Origin of the sequence: Pseudomonas sp. 11/12A, from assembly GCF_000800055.1 — a bacterium.
Taxonomy (GTDB): Bacteria; Pseudomonadota; Gammaproteobacteria; order Pseudomonadales; family Pseudomonadaceae; genus Aquipseudomonas; species Aquipseudomonas mohnii.
The window spans coordinates 1,428,153-1,445,934 of the sequence record NZ_JUGV01000001.1 but is presented as its reverse complement, the minus strand read 5'-3'; the positions used below and the strand labels follow the sequence as shown (position 1 = coordinate 1,445,934).

General features: G+C 60.4%; 17 protein-coding genes and 1 pseudogene. 2 read left to right on the top strand and 16 right to left on the bottom strand.

What is annotated here, in order from left to right:
• Positions 1-3: 3 nt before the first annotated feature.
• The 10 genes and pseudogenes from GQ39_RS33205 to GQ39_RS06675 all read right to left on the bottom strand — a co-directional run.
• Positions 4-81, bottom strand: a pseudogene (locus GQ39_RS33205) (outer membrane lipoprotein carrier protein LolA); the annotation flags it as partial.
• A gap of 44 nt (positions 82-125) precedes the next feature.
• Positions 126-383, bottom strand: a complete 258-nt coding sequence (locus GQ39_RS06710) for a hypothetical protein (protein WP_047528375.1) — start codon at positions 381-383, stop codon at positions 126-128.
• The gene (locus tag GQ39_RS06705) at positions 380-592 is read right to left on the bottom strand and encodes a hypothetical protein (RefSeq protein WP_047528372.1); all 213 of its coding nucleotides are present in this window, start codon (positions 590-592) and stop codon (positions 380-382) included. Before GQ39_RS06705 ends, GQ39_RS06710 begins: the two co-directional genes overlap by 4 nt.
• A 115-nt stretch (positions 593-707) precedes the next feature.
• Positions 708-833 (bottom strand): hypothetical protein, encoded by a 126-nt coding sequence (locus tag GQ39_RS33480; protein WP_269082042.1) that lies wholly within the window; start codon positions 831-833, stop codon positions 708-710.
• A 208-nt stretch (positions 834-1,041) separates the two neighbouring features.
• A complete protein-coding gene (locus GQ39_RS06700; RefSeq protein WP_047528365.1) occupies positions 1,042-1,221 on the bottom strand; it encodes a hypothetical protein in 180 nt (59 codons plus the stop codon).
• 156 nt (positions 1,222-1,377) lie between these two features.
• Positions 1,378-2,547 (bottom strand): lactonase family protein, encoded by a 1,170-nt coding sequence (locus GQ39_RS06695; protein WP_047528364.1) that lies wholly within the window; start codon positions 2,545-2,547, stop codon positions 1,378-1,380.
• Positions 2,540-2,848 (bottom strand): DUF5629 family protein, encoded by a 309-nt coding sequence (locus GQ39_RS06690; protein ID WP_052193487.1) that lies wholly within the window; start codon positions 2,846-2,848, stop codon positions 2,540-2,542. Before GQ39_RS06690 ends, GQ39_RS06695 begins: the two co-directional genes overlap by 8 nt.
• Before the next feature lie 175 nt (positions 2,849-3,023).
• Positions 3,024-4,604, bottom strand: a complete 1,581-nt coding sequence (locus GQ39_RS06685; protein ID WP_047528363.1) for an aldehyde dehydrogenase (NADP(+)) — start codon at positions 4,602-4,604, stop codon at positions 3,024-3,026.
• Positions 4,605-4,614: 10 nt separating this feature from the next.
• Complete coding sequence (araD1, locus tag GQ39_RS06680; RefSeq protein WP_047528362.1) at positions 4,615-5,607, bottom strand: AraD1 family protein; 993 nt, start codon at positions 5,605-5,607, stop codon at positions 4,615-4,617.
• A gap of 160 nt (positions 5,608-5,767) precedes the next feature.
• On the bottom strand, positions 5,768-7,090 hold the full coding sequence (locus GQ39_RS06675) for an MFS transporter (protein ID WP_047528360.1): 1,323 nt from the start codon (positions 7,088-7,090) through the stop codon (positions 5,768-5,770).
• Between the two features lie 193 nt (positions 7,091-7,283).
• On the opposite strand from GQ39_RS06675, the gene GQ39_RS06670 reads away from it, so the two are divergent.
• Together GQ39_RS06670 and GQ39_RS06665 are read left to right on the top strand one after the other, a co-directional pair.
• Positions 7,284-9,020 (top strand): IlvD/Edd family dehydratase, encoded by a 1,737-nt coding sequence (locus tag GQ39_RS06670; RefSeq protein ID WP_011334608.1) that lies wholly within the window; start codon positions 7,284-7,286, stop codon positions 9,018-9,020.
• 199 nt (positions 9,021-9,219) lie between these two features.
• Complete coding sequence (locus GQ39_RS06665; RefSeq protein WP_047528355.1) at positions 9,220-9,939, top strand: FadR/GntR family transcriptional regulator; 720 nt, start codon at positions 9,220-9,222, stop codon at positions 9,937-9,939.
• Between the two features lie 172 nt (positions 9,940-10,111).
• Here GQ39_RS06665 and GQ39_RS06660 read toward each other — a convergent pair whose 3' ends face one another.
• The 6 genes from GQ39_RS06660 to GQ39_RS06635 form a co-directional block, all read right to left on the bottom strand.
• Positions 10,112-12,496: an efflux RND transporter permease subunit gene (locus tag GQ39_RS06660; protein WP_047528353.1), complete on the bottom strand. Its 2,385-nt coding sequence runs from the start codon at positions 12,494-12,496 to the stop codon at positions 10,112-10,114.
• Between the two features lie 28 nt (positions 12,497-12,524).
• The gene (locus GQ39_RS06655) at positions 12,525-13,577 is read right to left on the bottom strand and encodes a WD40/YVTN/BNR-like repeat-containing protein (RefSeq protein ID WP_047528352.1); all 1,053 of its coding nucleotides are present in this window, start codon (positions 13,575-13,577) and stop codon (positions 12,525-12,527) included.
• A 192-nt stretch (positions 13,578-13,769) separates the two neighbouring features.
• Positions 13,770-13,982, bottom strand: a complete 213-nt coding sequence (locus tag GQ39_RS06650; RefSeq protein WP_047528350.1) for a hypothetical protein — start codon at positions 13,980-13,982, stop codon at positions 13,770-13,772.
• 37 nt (positions 13,983-14,019) lie between these two features.
• Positions 14,020-16,677, bottom strand: coding sequence for an aminopeptidase N (gene pepN, locus GQ39_RS06645; protein ID WP_047528349.1), 2,658 nt, complete (start codon positions 16,675-16,677; stop codon positions 14,020-14,022).
• A gap of 10 nt (positions 16,678-16,687) precedes the next feature.
• Positions 16,688-17,518 carry a DUF2797 domain-containing protein gene (locus GQ39_RS06640; protein WP_047528348.1) on the bottom strand — a complete coding sequence of 277 codons (831 nt, stop codon included), beginning with the start codon at positions 17,516-17,518 and terminating at the stop codon, positions 16,688-16,690.
• Complete coding sequence (locus GQ39_RS06635; RefSeq protein WP_020799300.1) at positions 17,515-17,775, bottom strand: YeaC family protein; 261 nt, start codon at positions 17,773-17,775, stop codon at positions 17,515-17,517. The genes GQ39_RS06640 and GQ39_RS06635 overlap by 4 nt, the downstream gene beginning before the upstream one ends.
• Positions 17,776-17,782 lie beyond the last annotated feature (7 nt).

The following is a 17,782-nucleotide window of genomic DNA, read 5'->3' as shown; positions in this document are numbered from 1 at the left end:
CCCTGTAGGAGCGAGCCTGCTCGCGAAAAACCTGAGAGCGCTGCGCGGTGTCAGGTTCTCAGCGTCATCGTTCACGACCATCGCGAGCAGGCTCGCTCCCACAGGGAGCGTGGCGATTCAGTGATTCAGGCCAGTACTTCGCACATCCCGATGGCCGAGCAATCAACCTGGAACGGCCCGAAAAAACCGCTTTCAGGCTTGATCGGCGGGTTGCCGGCCAGCAAGCCCAACGCCTTGGCGGTTTCGATGTTACGGGCGATGTTGTGGTTGGCCTCTATGGACCGGGCCACCGAGCCCGCCGAGCCCTGGCCGATCCCCAACAGCGACGCGCCATTGGTCATGAACGCCAGGAAGGCAATGACCCAAAGTCTGTGACCTTTCATGCGCCGCCGACTCCCGCAAGATCCGCCTGGTCGACCATCGCGTTGTGTGCGCGGTGCTCAAACTGGATGCCAGGATGTGCGACTTGAATAGGCGCTTCGAAGGATCGTTGCGACTGCGGCGAAAGGCTGACAACCAGCACCATGACCAGGTAAAGACCAATAGCCACATAGGCGCCATGTTTGGCAGAAGTAATGATTGCGCGGGCCATGATGTTCTCCGTGGACATGTTTCAGAGTCCACAGAATCGATCAAAAAAGCGCGGATAACCAACGAGTACCGTCTATAGCAACTATCAGCTTCGTTGATCATTGAAGCGGACTATGTCAGTCCTCGATAAAACTCATCAAGCGTTCGCGGGCAGCGTCAGGCTCGCCAGAAAGAGGCTCTGCGGCGGATAAAATCGGAGTGGAATAGAGGAATAGCAGCACCACAGCCAGACGCATCGCCATCTAATCGATCCTTTTCTTGAGAAGGAGTCAAAAAATCAGCGTCAAATTTAAACGCATGGCTGAATGATATCAAGCAGAAGATTAGTGGCTATTTGATGCTGTCGTAAATGCGTTATGCAGGAGCGACATCACTTCAGCGCCTTTCGATCGGTGAACGGTCGATTGGCAAGTGACTTCGCTCCTGCATAAAGGGTGCAGGGAGGCGCTTTCAGTGTTGGGCTTTTTGGTCCAGCGCAGCGTAGAAGTTGGCGCTCTGCTGAAGGTATTTCTGGGTGTAGCTCTGGGTACTGGATTTTTTCTCGCTGATTTCAACGTTGGCACTGGCTGGCAGGGCAACGGAAGCAGAGATGGCGGAAGCGGCGATAACGGAGAAGAGATTGAAGTTCATGGCGGTATTCCTCGAAGTCAGTTGGCTTGCTTGCCCGGTGGGGCCGTGAAGCAAACTTAACCTTCAAGGGTCGATGCCTTGAAATGCTTTGCAGAAGTACCAGATATCAGCGTCATTGATAGAACGACGCAGGCCCCCTGGGCCGGGGCCTGCGGCCTATTGTCGCAGCAAAAACTTGAGATCGCTCGGGGCGTCCATCGGCAATTTCTGCACGGTTTTGCCCAGCAAACCGGTCTTGGCATCGCGCTCGACGACGACAATCCCGTTGCTTTTCTGGTTGGCGATCAACACAAATTTGCCACTGGGATCGAGGCTGAACTCACGCGGGTGGTCACCCTCTACGGAGCGACGCTGCAGTTCCTTGAGGTGGCCGGTTGCAGGGTCGATGGCGAATACAAGCAATTGATTGGCCGTGCCACGGTTGCTGACGTAAAGGAATTTGCCGTCCGCCGAGGCATGCAGCGCGGCGGCAGCCTTGTCCGACACCGGTTGGCCGGCCGCCAGATCGACCATCTGCGTCTGCTCAAGCGAGCCGTCCCGGTAATCGAACACCGCCACCTGCGCACTCATCTCCATGGTCAGCCACGCGTGTTTGCCATCGGCGCTGAACAGCAGATGCCGTGGCCCGCTGCCGGCAGGCAACTGGACGAATGCAGGGTTGGCCGGGGTCAAGGGCAGGTCGGGGTTGGCCTTGGGATCGAAGCGATAGGCAAAGACCCTGTCCGCGCCCAGGTCATTGGAGAACACGTAACGGCTGTCCGGCGACGAGGCCGTCGAATGCACATGCGACGACATTTGCCGCTCGGGATTGACCCGACTGGCCGGATGACTGCTCATCTGCACCACCGGCTTGAGCGCACCGTCAGCACTGACTGGCAACACCGCCAGGGTGCCACCCGGATCTTCGGCCACCGAGTAATTGCTGACAAACAGATGGCTGGCGTCAGCGCTGAGACTCGAATGCGTCGGCTCGTTGCCCAGGCTCTGCACCTGATTGATCAGGCTCAGCTCATGGGTCTTGGGGTCGATCGCGTAGCTGCTGACACGCCCCACCGGATCGCTCTGGCCGGGGCCGTTTTCGTTGACCGCAAACAAATAGCGCTGATCCTTTGACAGAGTCAGCCAGGAGGGATTGTCGCTCTTGATCACTTGCAGGGGTTTGGCGTTGATTTGCCCGGTGGCGCTGTTGAAGTTCAGGCGATAAATGCCCTGGCTCTGGCCAGCGGTGTAGGAGCCGACAAGCAGTTGATACTCGTCGGCAATGGCCGCCTGAACGCCCATCGCGCCCAGGCTGCCGGCCATTAACAAGGGCCAGAAGTTACGCATCCTCATTTTCATCGTCTTCGTCATCGTCGTCGTTGTCACCGCCGAAGACGTCACCGAGGCATACCAAGCGATGTTCGCCAGAATCACCGGTGATCAGCCAGCTTTGCAATGTGCTGTCGAAGGTCGCGGCCTGGATTTGCGCCGGGGTGAACGCCCAGTGCTTGGCCGCTCGACCGTCCATGCATTCGATATGCAGGTTGTCCTCTTCATCGAGGGCGAACTCGAAGGCGTGCAGCCCGTCGATTTCCACCATACCGCAGTGCAAGAGGGTATTGAGCAGGGTGTCGGTTACGGCAGTCATGGCAATCAATCTTTGGAAGGGAAAGACGCAATGATAGCTTATGCATTTGATGACTGTTGCACACAAACCGTGGGGGCGGGCTTGCCCGCGATGGCGTCGTCACAGTCAACATTTCGGTCAACTGACACAGCGCAATCGCGGGCAAGCCCGCTCCCACAGAGACTGTAACCAGCCGTTAGATTGCGTCCCGAGACGGCTTGCCATCCACCAGCCGTTGAATGCCCAGCGGATTGGCGTTTTTCAACGCGTCCGGCAGCAGGCTGTCCGGGTAATTCTGGAAGCACACCGGACGCAAGAAGCGGTCGATGGCCAGGGTCCCGACCGACGTGCCGCGAGCGTCCGAAGTCGCCGGATACGGCCCGCCATGCACCATCGATTCACACACCTCGACACCGGTCGGATAGCCGTTGAGCAGGATTCGTCCGACCTTCTGCTCCAGCAAGTCCGTGAGTTCACCGAACTGCTCAAAGTCCGCCTGTTCGCCCATGATGGTCGCGGTCAACTGACCGTGCAGCCCATTCAAGGCCGCGTGCAGTTGTGCCTGATCAGCCACTTCCACCACCACAGTGGTCGGGCCAAACACTTCCTCTTGCAGCACCTCGTCGCCATTGATCAGCAAGCTGACATCGGCCTTGAACAATTGCGGCTGCGCCTGGCGTCCTTGCTGCGCACTCCCCGCCAGATGCTCGATGCCCGGATGACCTAAAAGCTTCTGCAGGCCCTTGCCGTAGCTGCCCAGGGTTCCGGCGTTGAGCATGGTTTGCGCCGGTTGATCGGCCATCAAGTCCGTCAGCAATTGCAGGAACGCCGTGAACTGCGGCGAACGAATGCCAATCACCAGGCCCGGGTTGGTGCAGAACTGGCCGCAACCCTGCACCACCGAAGACGTCAGGCCACGGGCGATGGCTTCCGTGCGCACGTGCAACGCCTGGGGCAGCACGATCACCGGGTTGATGCTCGACATTTCAGCGAACACCGGTATCGGTTGTGGACGCGCCGCCGCCATGTCGCACAGCGCCCTGCCCCCCTTGAGCGAACCGGTGAAGCCCACCGCCTGAATCGCCGGATGCTTGACCAGTGCCTCACCGACGCCACCGCCATAGATCATGTTGAACACACCGGCCGGCATCGCGGTTTTTTCCGCCGCGCGGATGATTGCATCGGCCACCTGCTCGGCCGTGGCCATGTGTCCACTGTGGGCCTTGAACACCACCGGACAACCGGCGGCCAGTGCCGAGGCGGTATCGCCGCCAGCCGTGGAAAACGCCAGGGGAAAATTGCTGGCACCGAACACCGCCACCGGCCCCAGGCCGATACGGTACTGGCGCAGATCAGGGCGCGGCAACGGCTGGCGTTCTGGCAGCGCCTGGTCGATGCGCGCACCGTAGAAGTCGCCGCGCCGCAGCACCTTGGCGAACAATCGCATCTGGCCGCTGGTGCGGCCACGCTCGCCGATAATCCGTGCTGCTGGCAGCGCGGTTTCACGGCAAACCACCGTCACGAACTCGTCACCCAGGGCATCGAGCTCATCGGCGATGGCCTCGAGAAACTGTGCGCGACGCTCGGCGCTCAAGCGGCGATAAGCCGGGTACGCCGCTGCCGCCGCCTTGGCGGCAGCCTCGACTTCTGCCGGTGTGGCCTGGAAGAAATCGTGGGGCAATGCCTCGCCCGTTTCGGCATCGACACTCTGCAGTTTGACGGTGCCCAACGCGCTGCGCTGGCCGCCGATGTAGTTGTGGCCAAGAATCCGGGTCATGGGTAACTCCTCACAATGTGCCGACGGAGCCGGGTTCGAATGCCGCTTCGACCGGCGTGATGCCATTGATCAATGGCGCGCCGAATTCGGCCTGACTGATTTCGAACACATCACCGGGACGGGTGCGCACGCCATCGGCGAACGACAGGGTCGCGGTGCCGAAAAAGTGAATGTGCACGTCCCCCGGGCGCAGGAACTGGCTGTACTTGAAATGGTGGAACTCCAGGTTGGCCAGGCTGTGGCACATGTTCGCCTCGCCACTGAGGAACTCGTTCTGCCACAGCACTTCACCGTCGCGCAGGATGCGGCTGGTGCCAGCCAGATGCTGCGGCAGATCGCCGACTCGCAGTTCCGGCCCGTAGCTGCAACTGCGCAATTTCGAATGGGCCAGGTACAGGTAGTTCTTGCGCTCCATCACGTGGTCGGAGAACTCGTTGCCCACGGCAAAACCAAGGCGATAGGGTTTGCCATCGTGACCGATGACGTACAGGCCGCTGATTTCAGGTTCTTCACCGGCATCTTCGGCGAACGGCGGCAACGGGAACGGCTGGCCCGGACGCACGACGATGCTGCCGTCGCCCTTGTAGAACCATTCAGGCTGTACGCCGGCCTGACCCGCCGCGGGCTGACCGCCCTCCACGCCCCATTTGAAGATGCGCATGGTGTCGGTCATCGACGCTTCGTCACCGGCTTGCTGGTGCATTTTGTCCCGGGCCGAAGCGCTGCCCAGGTGCGTCAGACCGGTGCCGCTGACCAGCATGTGCGCCGGGTCCGGATGATCCAGCGGCGGCAGGATACGCAATTGAGCCAGCAGTTCGGCGTAGTCATGGCTGATCCCCAGCCCGAGGCTTTTCACTTGCTGCTCAAGGTTGACCCCGGCTTCGATCGCCGCCAGTGCCAGGTCACGAACCGTGTGCGCATCCTGCACCTCGTGTACCAGCCCTTGTTCGACCACGCCAACCCGGCGCTCGCCGTTTCTCAATTCGAATTGAACCAAACGCATGAACTTTCTCCTGTAAACACAGAACTTGGGCACACCTGACTCCCTGTGGGAGCGGGCTTGCCCGCGATGACGGCAGCACATTCAACATTCGTGTGCCAGATAGATTGCTATCGCGGGCAAGCCCGCTCCCACAGGGATAGTGGTGATTTGCAGTTATGGGTCAGGTGCGGGTTGCCCCACGCGCACTGGCGGCAAATTCGTCGGCCGGCAGTACATGCTTGCGTTCCAGCAAGCGATAGACCACGCCGGTCAGCACCAGGCCGAACAGCATGACGCCGGACAGGAAGTACAAACCCGAGGCCAGGTTGCCGGTGTATTCCTTGAGCGCCCCGATCACGAACGGGCCGATGTAGCCGCCGAGGTTGCCCACCGAGTTGATCAAGGCAATCCCCGCCGCCGCGCTGGCACCGGCAAAGAAACGGCCCGGCAAGGTCCAGAAAATCGCCGTGCAGGAAAACAGCGCAAATGCCACCAGGCAAAGCGCCGCCAGTTGCAACACCGGTACCGACAGCCAGGCGCTGAAGAACAAGCCGATGGCACCCAATACGTAAAGCACCGCGAGGTGACCGTAGCGATCGTTCAGACGGTCGGAACTGCGCGGGATGATCAGCAAGCCGATGATCCCGAAAATGTAGGGCACCGAGGACACGAAACCGGTCACCAGGTCACTGCCGCCAAACTGCTTGATCAGCGTCGGCAGCCACAGGCCCAGGCCATAAATGCTCAGCGTCACTGGCAGGTAGAACAGCGCCAGCAGCAGCACGCGTTTGTCCTTGAGGGCATGCAACGGGTTGCCGTGGCGGGTCTGGCCGTACTGTTCCAGGTCTTTTTTCAGCTCGCCGGTCAGCCAGTCCTTCTCGGCCTGGTCCATCCATTTCACCTGTTGCGGGCCGTCCGGCAGATGACGCAGCACCGGCCAGGTCAGCAGGATCGCCGGAGTGCCAATGACGATGAACAGCCATTGCCAGCCATGCAGCCCGAACACGCCGTCCATGCCAAGCAAACCGCCGGACACCGGGCCGGTGATCATCATCGCGATGGGTTGGGACAGGATAAACAGCCCGAGGATCTTGCCGCGATGGCGAACCGGGAACCACTGGGTGATGTAGTAGAGAACGCCCGGAAAGAACCCGGCTTCGGCTGCACCGAGCAGGAAACGCATCACATAGAAGCTGTTCGGCCCCTGGACGAAGGCCATGCCGATGGTGATGGCGCCCCAGGTGATCATGATCCGCGCGAACCAGCGCCGAGCACCGAAGCGGTCGAGCATCAGGTTGCTGGGGATTTCCAGCAGGAAGTAACCAATGAAGAACAGCCCGGCGCCCATTCCGTAAGCCGCATCGCCAAGGCCGATGTCGGCGCCCATGTGCAATTTGGCGAAGCCCACGGCAGAGCGATCCACATAGGCGATCAGGTACAGCAGGATCAGGAAGGGAATCAGTTTCAGCGTGATGCGGCGAATAAGCCGCAGTTCCTGGCTCATGAGATCGGTCTCCGATTGTTGTTTTTATAGAAACTCGGGAGACGCCTCTCACGGAAAACCGTCAGGGCCATCCCTCCGTTGAAATCGACTATATAGTAATACTATTTGCTCAACAACACTTCCAAACACGGCAATTTGAGCTTATGTTAGGCACAAGCTTGAACAATATAGTCATACAATAAGAGAATCGATCATGTCTGATAAGAAACCCACCCTGCGCTCCGCCCAATGGTTTGGCACGGCCGACAAGAACGGCTTCATGTACCGCAGCTGGATGAAGAATCAGGGCATCGCCGACCACCAGTTCCATGGCAAGCCGATCATCGGCATCTGCAACACCTGGTCGGAACTGACTCCGTGTAACGCGCATTTCCGCCAGATTGCCGAGCACGTCAAACGCGGAGTGATCGAGGCCGGTGGCTTCCCCGTGGAGTTCCCGGTGTTCTCCAACGGCGAATCGAACCTGCGCCCAACCGCCATGCTCACCCGCAACCTGGCGAGCATGGACGTGGAAGAAGCCATTCGTGGCAACCCGATTGACGGCGTGGTGCTGCTGACCGGCTGCGACAAAACCACCCCGGCGCTGTTGATGGGCGCGGCCAGTTGCGACGTGCCGGCCATCGTCGTCACGGGCGGGCCGATGCTCAACGGCAAGCACAAGGGCAAGGACATTGGCTCGGGCACCGTGGTCTGGCAGCTCAGCGAACAGGTCAAGGCCGGCACCATCACCATCGACGATTTCCTCGCGGCCGAGGGCGGCATGTCCCGCTCGGCCGGCACCTGCAACACCATGGGTACCGCCTCGACCATGGCCTGCATGGCGGAAGCACTCGGCACTTCCCTGCCCCACAACGCGGCGATTCCAGCGGTGGATGCGCGTCGTTATGTCCTGGCACACATGTCCGGCATGCGCGCCGTGGAAATGGTCCGCGAAGACCTGAAACTGTCGAAGATCCTGACCAAGGAAGCCTTCGAAAACGCCATTCGCGTCAACGCCGCCATTGGCGGTTCGACCAACGCCGTGATTCACCTCAAAGCCATTGCCGGACGCATCGGCGTGGAACTGGATCTCGACGACTGGACCCGCATCGGGCGCGGCATGCCGACCATCGTCGACCTGCAGCCCTCCGGGCGCTTCCTGATGGAAGAGTTTTACTACGCCGGTGGTTTGCCGGCGGTGCTGCGCCGTCTCGGCGAGGCCAATCTGATCCCGAACCCGAATGCCTTGACCGTCAACGGCAAGTCCATCGGCGAGAACACCAAGGACGCGCCGATCTACGGTGAAGACGAGGTGATCCGCACCCTCGACAACCCGATTCGGGCCGACGGCGGCATCTGCGTGTTGCGCGGCAACCTGGCGCCCCTCGGCGCGGTCCTCAAGCCTTCTGCGGCCACACCGGAATTGATGCAACATCGCGGACGCGCGGTGGTGTTCGAGAACTTCGACATGTACAAGGCGCGAATCAACGACCCGGAGCTGGACGTCGACGCCAACTCGATCCTGGTCATGAAAAACTGCGGCCCCAAGGGTTATCCGGGCATGGCCGAGGTCGGCAACATGGGCCTGCCAGCCAAGCTGCTGGCCCAGGGCGTAACCGATATGGTGCGTATTTCCGATGCACGCATGAGCGGCACCGCGTATGGCACCGTTGTCCTGCACGTAGCGCCGGAAGCGGCTGCGGGCGGCCCCTTGGCGGCGGTGAAGGAAGGCGACTGGATCGAACTCGATTGCGCCAGCGGCCGCCTGCACCTGGACATTCCGGACGCCGAACTGGCGGCGCGCATGGCGGATCTGCAACCGCCGCAGCAATTGTTGGTGGGTGGTTATCGCCAGCTGTACATCGACCATGTCTTGCAGGCGGATCAGGGTTGCGACTTCGATTTCCTGGTCGGTTGCCGTGGGGCTGAAGTGCCGCGTCACTCCCACTAACCCCGCCATCCCTGTAGGAGCGAGCCTGCTCGCGATGGACTTGAACGCGACGCGTGCTTTCAGACAGCACGCGTGATCGTTCACGTCCATCGCGAGCAGGCTCGCTCCTACAGTCGCTATACGCCACTCTAGCGACCGTCACCCGCCGCGCCTGCTATCATGCCCGGCATCTCCATCGCACAGGACCGCGCCGTTCCCCATGGACTACCGCAAACCCTCCGACCGCAAAAGCATGCATTCGCGCATCGTCCAGGAACTGGGCATGCAGATCGTCTCCGGACGCTTCAAGCCCGATGACAAACTGCCCGCCGAAGCCCTGTTGTGCGAGGAATATGCCGTCAGCCGGCCGGTATTGCGCGAAGCCACTCGGGTGCTGGTCGCCAAAGGCCTGGTGTATTCCCGTCCACGGGTCGGCACCGTGGTCAAACCGCGCAAAGACTGGCACATGCTTGATCCGGACGTGCTGCATTGGCTGATGCAAAGCAGTCCACAGAACCAGTTCTTCGATCTGCTGACCAGCGTGCGCAGCATCATCGAGCCAGCCGCCGCCGCACTGGCCGCGCAATTCGCCACGGAGGCCGACATCGCGTCCATCGGTGAGGCCTACCAACGCATGGAAGCCGCGCCAACGCCAGAAGCGCTGTTGCAACCGGACCTGGACTTCCACAGCCGCATCGCCGACGCAACCCACAACGACTTGCTGGCCAACCTGTGCAACATGCTCTCCGTGGCCATTGCCGAAGCGCTGAAGCACTCGAACCAGCGGCCCAACCTGCATGAACTGGCGCTGCCACGGCACAAGGCGATTTTGACCGCCATTGAAAATCGCGATGCGCTGGGTGCACGACATGCGACCCTGGTACAACTCGACGATGCGCGTAACGCATTGAATGTGGTGCTGGGCAGCGATCCTGCCTGATCACCGAAGAACCCTGTGGGGGCGGGCTTGCCCGCGATGGCGCCTGAACATTCAACATTGGTATCGATCGATATTCCGCTATCGCGGGCAAGCCCGCTCCCACAGGGGCTGGTGTGAATGTGAGAAATAAAAAAGCCGCAACCAGGGTTGCGGCTTTTTCATTTCAACTGGATCAGTGAGCAAACAGCGAATTGCCCTTCTGCCCCGCCAGTTTCTCCGGCTTGATCAGGAAGCGTGCCAGTGCTGGCAGCAGCCAGAGTGCACCGAACATGTTCCAGAGCAGCATGAAGGTCAGCATCAGCCCCATGTCGGCCTGGAACTTGATGGCCGAGAAGATCCAGGTGCACACGCCGATGGCCAGGCACAGACCGGTGAACAGTACGGCCTTACCGGTGGACTTTAGCGTCTGGTAGTACGCCTCTTGCAGCGGCAGGCCGGCACGCAGGAAGCTTTCCAGGCGACTGTAGATGTAGATGCCGTAGTCCACGCCAATCCCCACCCCGAGCGCCACGACCGGCAGGGTCGCGACTTTCACGCCGATGCCCATGAAGGCCATCAGGGCGTTACCAAGCACCGATGTCAGCACCAGCGGCAGCACGATACACAAGGTCGCCGCCCAGGAACGGAAGGTGATCATGCACATGGTCGCCACGCAGATGTAGACCAGGATCAGGATGGTCAGCTCGGATTCCTTGATCACCTCGTTGGTGGCCGCCTCGATACCGGCGTTACCGGCGGCGAGGATGAATTCCAGACCCTCCTTGTTGTTTGCCTTGGCGAACTCCTGCACCGCATGCACGGCGCGATTCAGGGTCTCGGCCTTGTGATCGTTGAGGAACACCAGTACCGGCGCCAGGGAACAACTGTTGTTGTACAGACCATCGGCCCGGGCAATGGAGTTGTTCAGCACGTCCGGGTTACGCGACAGGGTTTCCCACTTCAGGTTGCCCTCGTTCATGCCCTTGATCATTTGCTTGGACACAGTCACCAGGGAAATCGCCGACTGCACGCCCTCGGTGTTCTGCATCTTCCACATCAGTTCGTCGATCGGTGCCATGGCTTCGTAGCGCGAGCAGCCTTCGGCCTTGGTCTTGACCATCACCACCAACACATCGGAGCTGGTGGAGTAGTTGCTGATGATGAAGTTGTTGTCCTTGTTGTAACGCGAGTCCGGACGCAGCTCCGGCGCCCCTTGGTCGAGGTCACCGATTTTCAGGTTCTGGCTGTACCAGAGGCCGCCACCGAAGGCGATCAGTGCCAGCAGGACGGACACCGGCGCGACTTTGGCACTGGCAAAATTGGCCAGCAGACGCCAGAACGGGTGTTCGCGGTGAGCATCCTTCTTGCTGCGTTCCACGGCGCGCTTGCTGATGCCGACGTAGGAGATCGCCACCGGCAGCAGGATGAGGTTGGTGAACACGATCACCGCCACGCCGATCGACGCGCCAATGGCCAGCTCGCGGATCACGCCGATGTCGATGATCAGCAACGTGATGAACCCCACCGCATCCGCGAGAATCGCGATCATCCCCGGCAGGAACAGTTGGCGGAAGGTGCGGCGCGCAGCAGTCAGGGCGTTGTCCGCATCGCTGGATTGCAGGGCAATGCCGTTGATCTTCTGTACGCCATGGGAAATACCAATGGCGAAGATCAGGAACGGCACCAGCATCGAGTAGGGATCAAGCCCGAAGCCGAAGAAGTGCATCAACCCGAGCTGCCAGACCACCGCCACCAGCGTCGTACTCAACACGGCCACCGTACTGCGCATGCAGTTGGTGAACCAGTACAGCAGGATCAGCGTGATGACGAAGGCGATGCCGAAGAACATCACCACCATCACCAGGCCATCGATCAGGTCGCCCACTTTCTTGGCGAAACCGACGATGTGGATCTTGATGTTGGGGTTCTGCGCCTCGAACTTGTTACGGATCTTGTCTTCGAGTTCGTGGGAAAACTTGCGGTAGTCCAGCGCCAGCAACTTGCCCTGGTCCTGCGGGTCCGGGTAGGCCTCCAGCAGCGGGATGTCGACGATGCTCGACTTGAAGTCGTTGGACACCAGGCGCCCGACCTGTCCGGACTTGAGCACGTTGTTGCGCAGCAAGTCGAGGCTGGCCTGGGAGCCGTTATAACTCTGCGGGATCACTTCACCACCGGCGAAGCCCTCCTCGGTCACTTCGGTCCAGCGCACGCTCGGGCTCCACAGCGACTTCAGGCCGGAACGGTCGACGCCGGAGATGTAGAACACCTCGTCGTTGATCTGACGCAGGGTCTCCATGTATTCCTTGGAGAAGATGTCACCGTCGGTGGCTTCCACGGAAATCCGCACGGTGTTGCCCAGGTTCGCCAGATCGTTGCGGTGCTCCATCATCTTTTGAATGAACGGATGCTCGAGCGGGATCATTTTCTCGAAGCTGGTGGATGGCCGGATCAGCGTCGCCTGCCAGAACAGGAAGATGCTGACCAGCAGGCAGATCGTGATCACTGCCGGGCGGTTGTTGAAGATCAGGCGCTCAAGAAACGTCGCCTTGTCCTGATGATGAGTGCTCAAGGAAGTCATAGCCCCGCCTTCTTATTATTAACCCGGCTCATTTGCCCAGCTCGGCGCCGTTTGGCGAAGTGGCGTGAACGCCGCCCTGTCCGGTCAGAATCAGATTGCCATTCCCGGCGGCAGCGACCGACGAGAGGGAAATGCGATCCCGACGATTGAATACGCTGAAAGTCTCGCCGTTGTCGCTGCTGCTGATCACCGAACCGCCGTTGCCGACGATCACGATCGAACCGTCATCGAGCAGCGTGCCGCCGGACAGACCGAATTCCAGGTCTCCGCGTTCAGCCTTGAGTTCGATTTGCTGCCAGGTGCTGCCGAAATCGGTGGAGCGATAGAGATTGCCGCGCAGCCCGTAAGCCAGCAGCGTATTGGCCTGTGCGGTGCCGAGCACTCCAAACAGCGAGCCCTGGTACGGGCCTTCGAGTTTTTCCCAGGTCTGGCCCCCATCGGCGGAGCGGAACATGCTGCCCTGCTCGCCAACGATGAACAGCCCGGCATCCTTGACCGCCGTGATGGCGTTGAGATGGTACTGGTCTTCGTTGTCCAGGCGATCGCTGGCGTCTTCCCAGTGTTTGCCGCCGTCGGTGGTTTCCATCAACGCCCCATAGGCGCCCACGGCAAAGCCACTGTTGACGTCCTTGAACCAGACATCGAGCAGCGGCGATTCGCGTTTGAGATCTTCGAATTGCTTGGTCCAGGTGACGCCACCGTCCTCGCTGGCGAGGATCTGCGCGTCATGACCGACGGCCCAACCGTGTTTGTCATCGACAAAAAACACCGATGTCAGCAGTTGCCGGGTGGGCACCTTGGCCTGAAGCCAGGTCGTACCTTTGTCGTCGGAATACAGGATGTGCCCGCGATCCCCGACCGCCACCAGGCGCGGGCCGGCGTGCACGACATCGAGTATCAGGCTTTTACTGGCCTTGGCCGATTCAACGGAATAAACAACGTCGGATGCCGGCGCGTCTGCGGCCAGCACGGGTGCCGACGCCACGGCACAGCCAAACAGCGAGAGCGCTGTGGCCAGCAACGCGAATTTGCGTAATGCCGGCGGGCGGCAAATACCCACACCCATGACAGGCTCACTCATAGACCATCCCCCATTATTATTGTTAGGTCATTCAACCTTTCAGGGCGCCGACAGGGTGCTCGTTGCGATTGGCTATTTCGGAGCATAGTCCCGAAACCCGCAATCCAGAGCCCCTTCGGAAGCTGGCTTATCCTATCGGTGTTTTTGAAGGGCTGACAATCGACGGCACGTTATGTTTTGTTAACTGCAGGGCTAACGGGTGCAGGTGAATGAGGGGGTATCAGGAAGGATGATGATGTCTGGGCCGACATCATCGCGAGCCGGCTCCGGGCGGCGTTCCGACGATGGACTCAAGTGCGCCGCGCTTTTCAGGTCACAGGCGTTATCGTTGACGAGCATCGCCAGCAGGCTGGCTCCCACAAGGATCAGGCTGAACCCTGTGGAAGCGCGCTTGCTGGCAATCAAGGCATCGCGGAGTCCATGGCACTCCGCGCAAAAGGCATCACGCCAGGCTTTTGCTGACCACTTCAAACACATCGCTGGACAGTTGACCCGAAGCACGGATGCGCTCCAGTTCGCCTTTCATCAACGCCTGACGGGCGCTGTCGTATTTGCGCCAGCGGGTCAACGGTGCCAGTTGGCGAGACGCGATCTGCGGATTGAAGCCGTTCAACTCGATCACCAGGTCTGCCAGGAAGCGATACCCGGAACCGTCGGCCGCATGGAAGTTGATCAGGTTTTGCCCCGCGAATGCGCCCACCAGTGCCCGCACCTTGTTCGGGTTCTTGATGTTGAACGCCGGATGCTGCATCAACGCCTTGACCCGCGCCAGGCCGCCCGGCAACACACTGCCGGCCTGGACACTGAACCACTGATCCATGACCAGCGGGTTGTCCTTGAAGTGCTCGGCGAAACTGGCCAGTGCCTTGGCCTTCTGCTCTTCGAACGGAGAGTTGACCAACACTGCGAGTGCGGTCAGGCGCTCGGTCATGTTGTCGCAGGTGTCGAACTGCTCCAGGGTCGCCGCCAGGACTTCAGGCTTGCCGCTGAGCATCAGGTACGACAACGCAATGTTTTGCAGCGCACGGCGAGCGAAATGCTCGGCTTCGGCCACATACGGGGTTTGCTTCGACAGCTCGCGGTTAGCCTGATAACGCAGCCACAGGCCTTCGAACAACGCTTCGGCCAGTTGCTTGCGGGCAAACTCGCGGGCGATGTGAATGGCCTCGACGTCGGCCACTTCGCTGATTTCGGTCAGGTAGGCTTCGCTTGGCAGCGAGAGCATTTCCGCGACCATCGCTTGATCCAGCGACTCGTCGGACAGCACGGTGCGCAAGGCCGAAACCAGACGCTGATCGAGCACCAGCGCTTCGCCCTTCTGCTGCTGGGCAATCAGTTCCTGCAGCACTTGTACCGACAGTTGCTGGCCGGCATCCCAACGATTGAACCCGTCGCTGTCGTGCTGCATCAGGAACATCAACTGGTCGCGGTTGTACGGGAAGCTCAGTTTCACCGGCGCCGAGAAGCCACGCAGCAGCGAAGGCAGCGGCTGTTCTGCGATGTCGACGAAGGTGAAGGTCTGGTCGGCTTCGGTCACAGAAAGGACACGGGTAGCGCCCTGGGCGCTGGCTTCGCCCTGTAGGCGCAAGGCCATTTCGTTGCCCTGGCTGTCCAGCAGGCCCAGTTCGACCGGGATCACGAACGGCAGCTTCTCGACCTTGTCCGGGGTTTCCGGGCAGCTCTGGCGGAAGGTCAGGCTGTAGGTCCGGGCCGCTGCGTCGTAGGACTCGCTCACCGCCAGACGTGGGGTGCCCGCCTGGCTGTACCAGCGCTTGAACTGGGTCAGGTCGACGCCGTTGGCATCTTCCATGGCCTTGATGAAGTCGTCGCAGGTCACGGCCTGACCGTCGTGGCGTTCGAAGTACAGGTCGCTGCCTTTACGGAAACCTTCGGCACCGAGCAAGGTATGGATCATCCCGACCACTTCCGAACCCTTTTCGTACACGGTCAGGGTGTAGAAGTTGGAAATCTCGATGAAGCTGTCCGGGCGCACCGCGTGGGCCATGGGGCCGGCGTCTTCGGCGAACTGGTGCGTGCGCAGGTACGCCACGTCCTGGATGCGCTTGACCGTGGCCGAGTTCATGTCGGCGGAGAAATGCGAATCGCGGAAAACCGTGAAACCTTCCTTGAGCGACAACTGGAACCAGTCGCGGCAGGTCACGCGGTTGCCCGACCAGTTGTGGAAGTATTCGTGGGCAACGATCGCCTCGACCCGCTGGTGCGCGGCGTCGGTGGCGGTTTCGGCCCGGGCCAGCACGGCGCTGGAGTTGAAGATGTTGAGGCCCTTGTTCTCCATGGCGCCCATGTTGAAGTCGTTCACGGCGACGATCATGAAGATGTCCAGATCGTATTCGCGACCGTAGACCTCTTCATCCCAACGCATGGATTTCTTCAGGCTGTTCATGGCGTGCTGGCATTTGTCGATGTTTTCCGGCTCGACGTAAATGCGCAGCGCCACGTTGCGCTTGGTCATGGTGGTAAAGGTGTCTTCGACACACCACAGATCACCGGCCACCAGCGCGAACAGGTACGCCGGTTTCTTGAACGGGTCCTCCCAGGTCGCCCAGTGCCGGCCATCTTCGCCGGGCCCCGAGGCAATCGGGTTGCCGTTGGACAGCAGCACCGGATAGCTGTGCTGCTCGGCGACCACGGTGGTGGTGAACGTGCTCATTACGTCCGGACGGTCGAGGTAATAGGTGATCTTGCGGAAACCTTCGGCCTCGCACTGGGTGCAGAACATCGTGCCGGATTTGTACAGGCCTTCCAGCGCGGTGTTGGTTTCCGGGTGGATCCTGACGCTGGTATCGACCGTGAAGGTGGTACTGGTCGGGTGCAGGGTCAGATGATTCTCGGTCAACTGGTAATCGGCGATGCCCAGCTCGCGATCGGCCAGCGTCACCGACAGCAGTTCCAGTTGTTGACCGTCCAGCACCAACGGCGGCAGGCCCGGACCACGCTCGGGGTTACGGCGCATCACCAGTTGCGCATGGACCAGGCTGTGGTCCTCGAACAACTCGAAGGTCAGGTGCGTTTCGTCGATCAGGTACTCGGGAGCCTGATAGTCCTTGAGGTAGATCATCTTCGGTTGTTCGGTGCGCATGCTGGAGTCCTTACTGATGCACGGCGAGCTGATAAGCCGTGTATTTACGAATGTTGATCACGCCGGTGTCGAAGATCAGGTACTGGCCCTTGATCCCCATCAGCGTGCCTTCGGCAATGGGCTGCTTGTCCAGGTTGAAGCTGACGATCTTGGCCGGATACTGCTCGACCGGGTAGCGGATTTCGAGCGGTTCGACATCGGCGACGGTCTGAATCGCCTGCAGGCCGAACCGCTGCTGCAAGCCTTGCAGCCCCTCGGCGCAGCTGTCGAACAACTGGTCGCGAACTTCTGCCAGGTTCACCGGCACCGCATCACCCTTGAGCAGCGCGCGCCAATTGGTCTTGTCCGCCACCTGACTGCGGAACAGGTCCTCGACAAAGCCCGATTGCTGGCGGGTCGAGACGCGCATGATCGGCAAGGCCTGGCTGGCGCCCTGGTCGATCCAGCGGGTCGGCAGCTGGGTGGCACGGGTGATCCCGACTTTCACTCCGGAAGAGTTCGACAGGTACACGATGTGATCGGTCATGCAGAACTGCTCGCCCCACTGCGGCTCACGGCAAGTGCCGGCGTCGTAATGGCAGCGCTCCGGGCTCATGATGCACACGTCACACTGGGCCAGCTTGGTCATGCAGGGGTAGCAGTAGCCCTGGCTGAAACTGGTTTTGGTCTTGCGTCCGCAATGGGTGCAGTGGATCGACCCCAGGTATTCCAGGCGAACCGTGGTGCCAATCAAGGGGTTGACCGGTACCTCGACGTCGCCCAGACGAAATGCGTATTGCACGTTCGGCCCGTCCAGGCGCGCCGACATTTTACTGATTGCACCGCGGCCAATCTCGATCAATGGATGGCATCCGACTTGAACAGGATATTGGGCACTTGAATCGATTTGGAGCTGCACTCCTGCGGCCCCATGTAGCCAGTACGCTCTTCTTCGGGCAGGTTCTTGATTTCCCAGGCGATCATCGCTTGCAGCGACAGCTCGCGCTGCTCGGCGGTGAGCTTGCCACCGTCGGACCATTTACCGATTTCCACCGCCAGTTTCAGGCTCTGGTAGATGTCCGGGGTGATGTTTTTGATCATTTCGTTAAAAGAGGACATTGGGTCT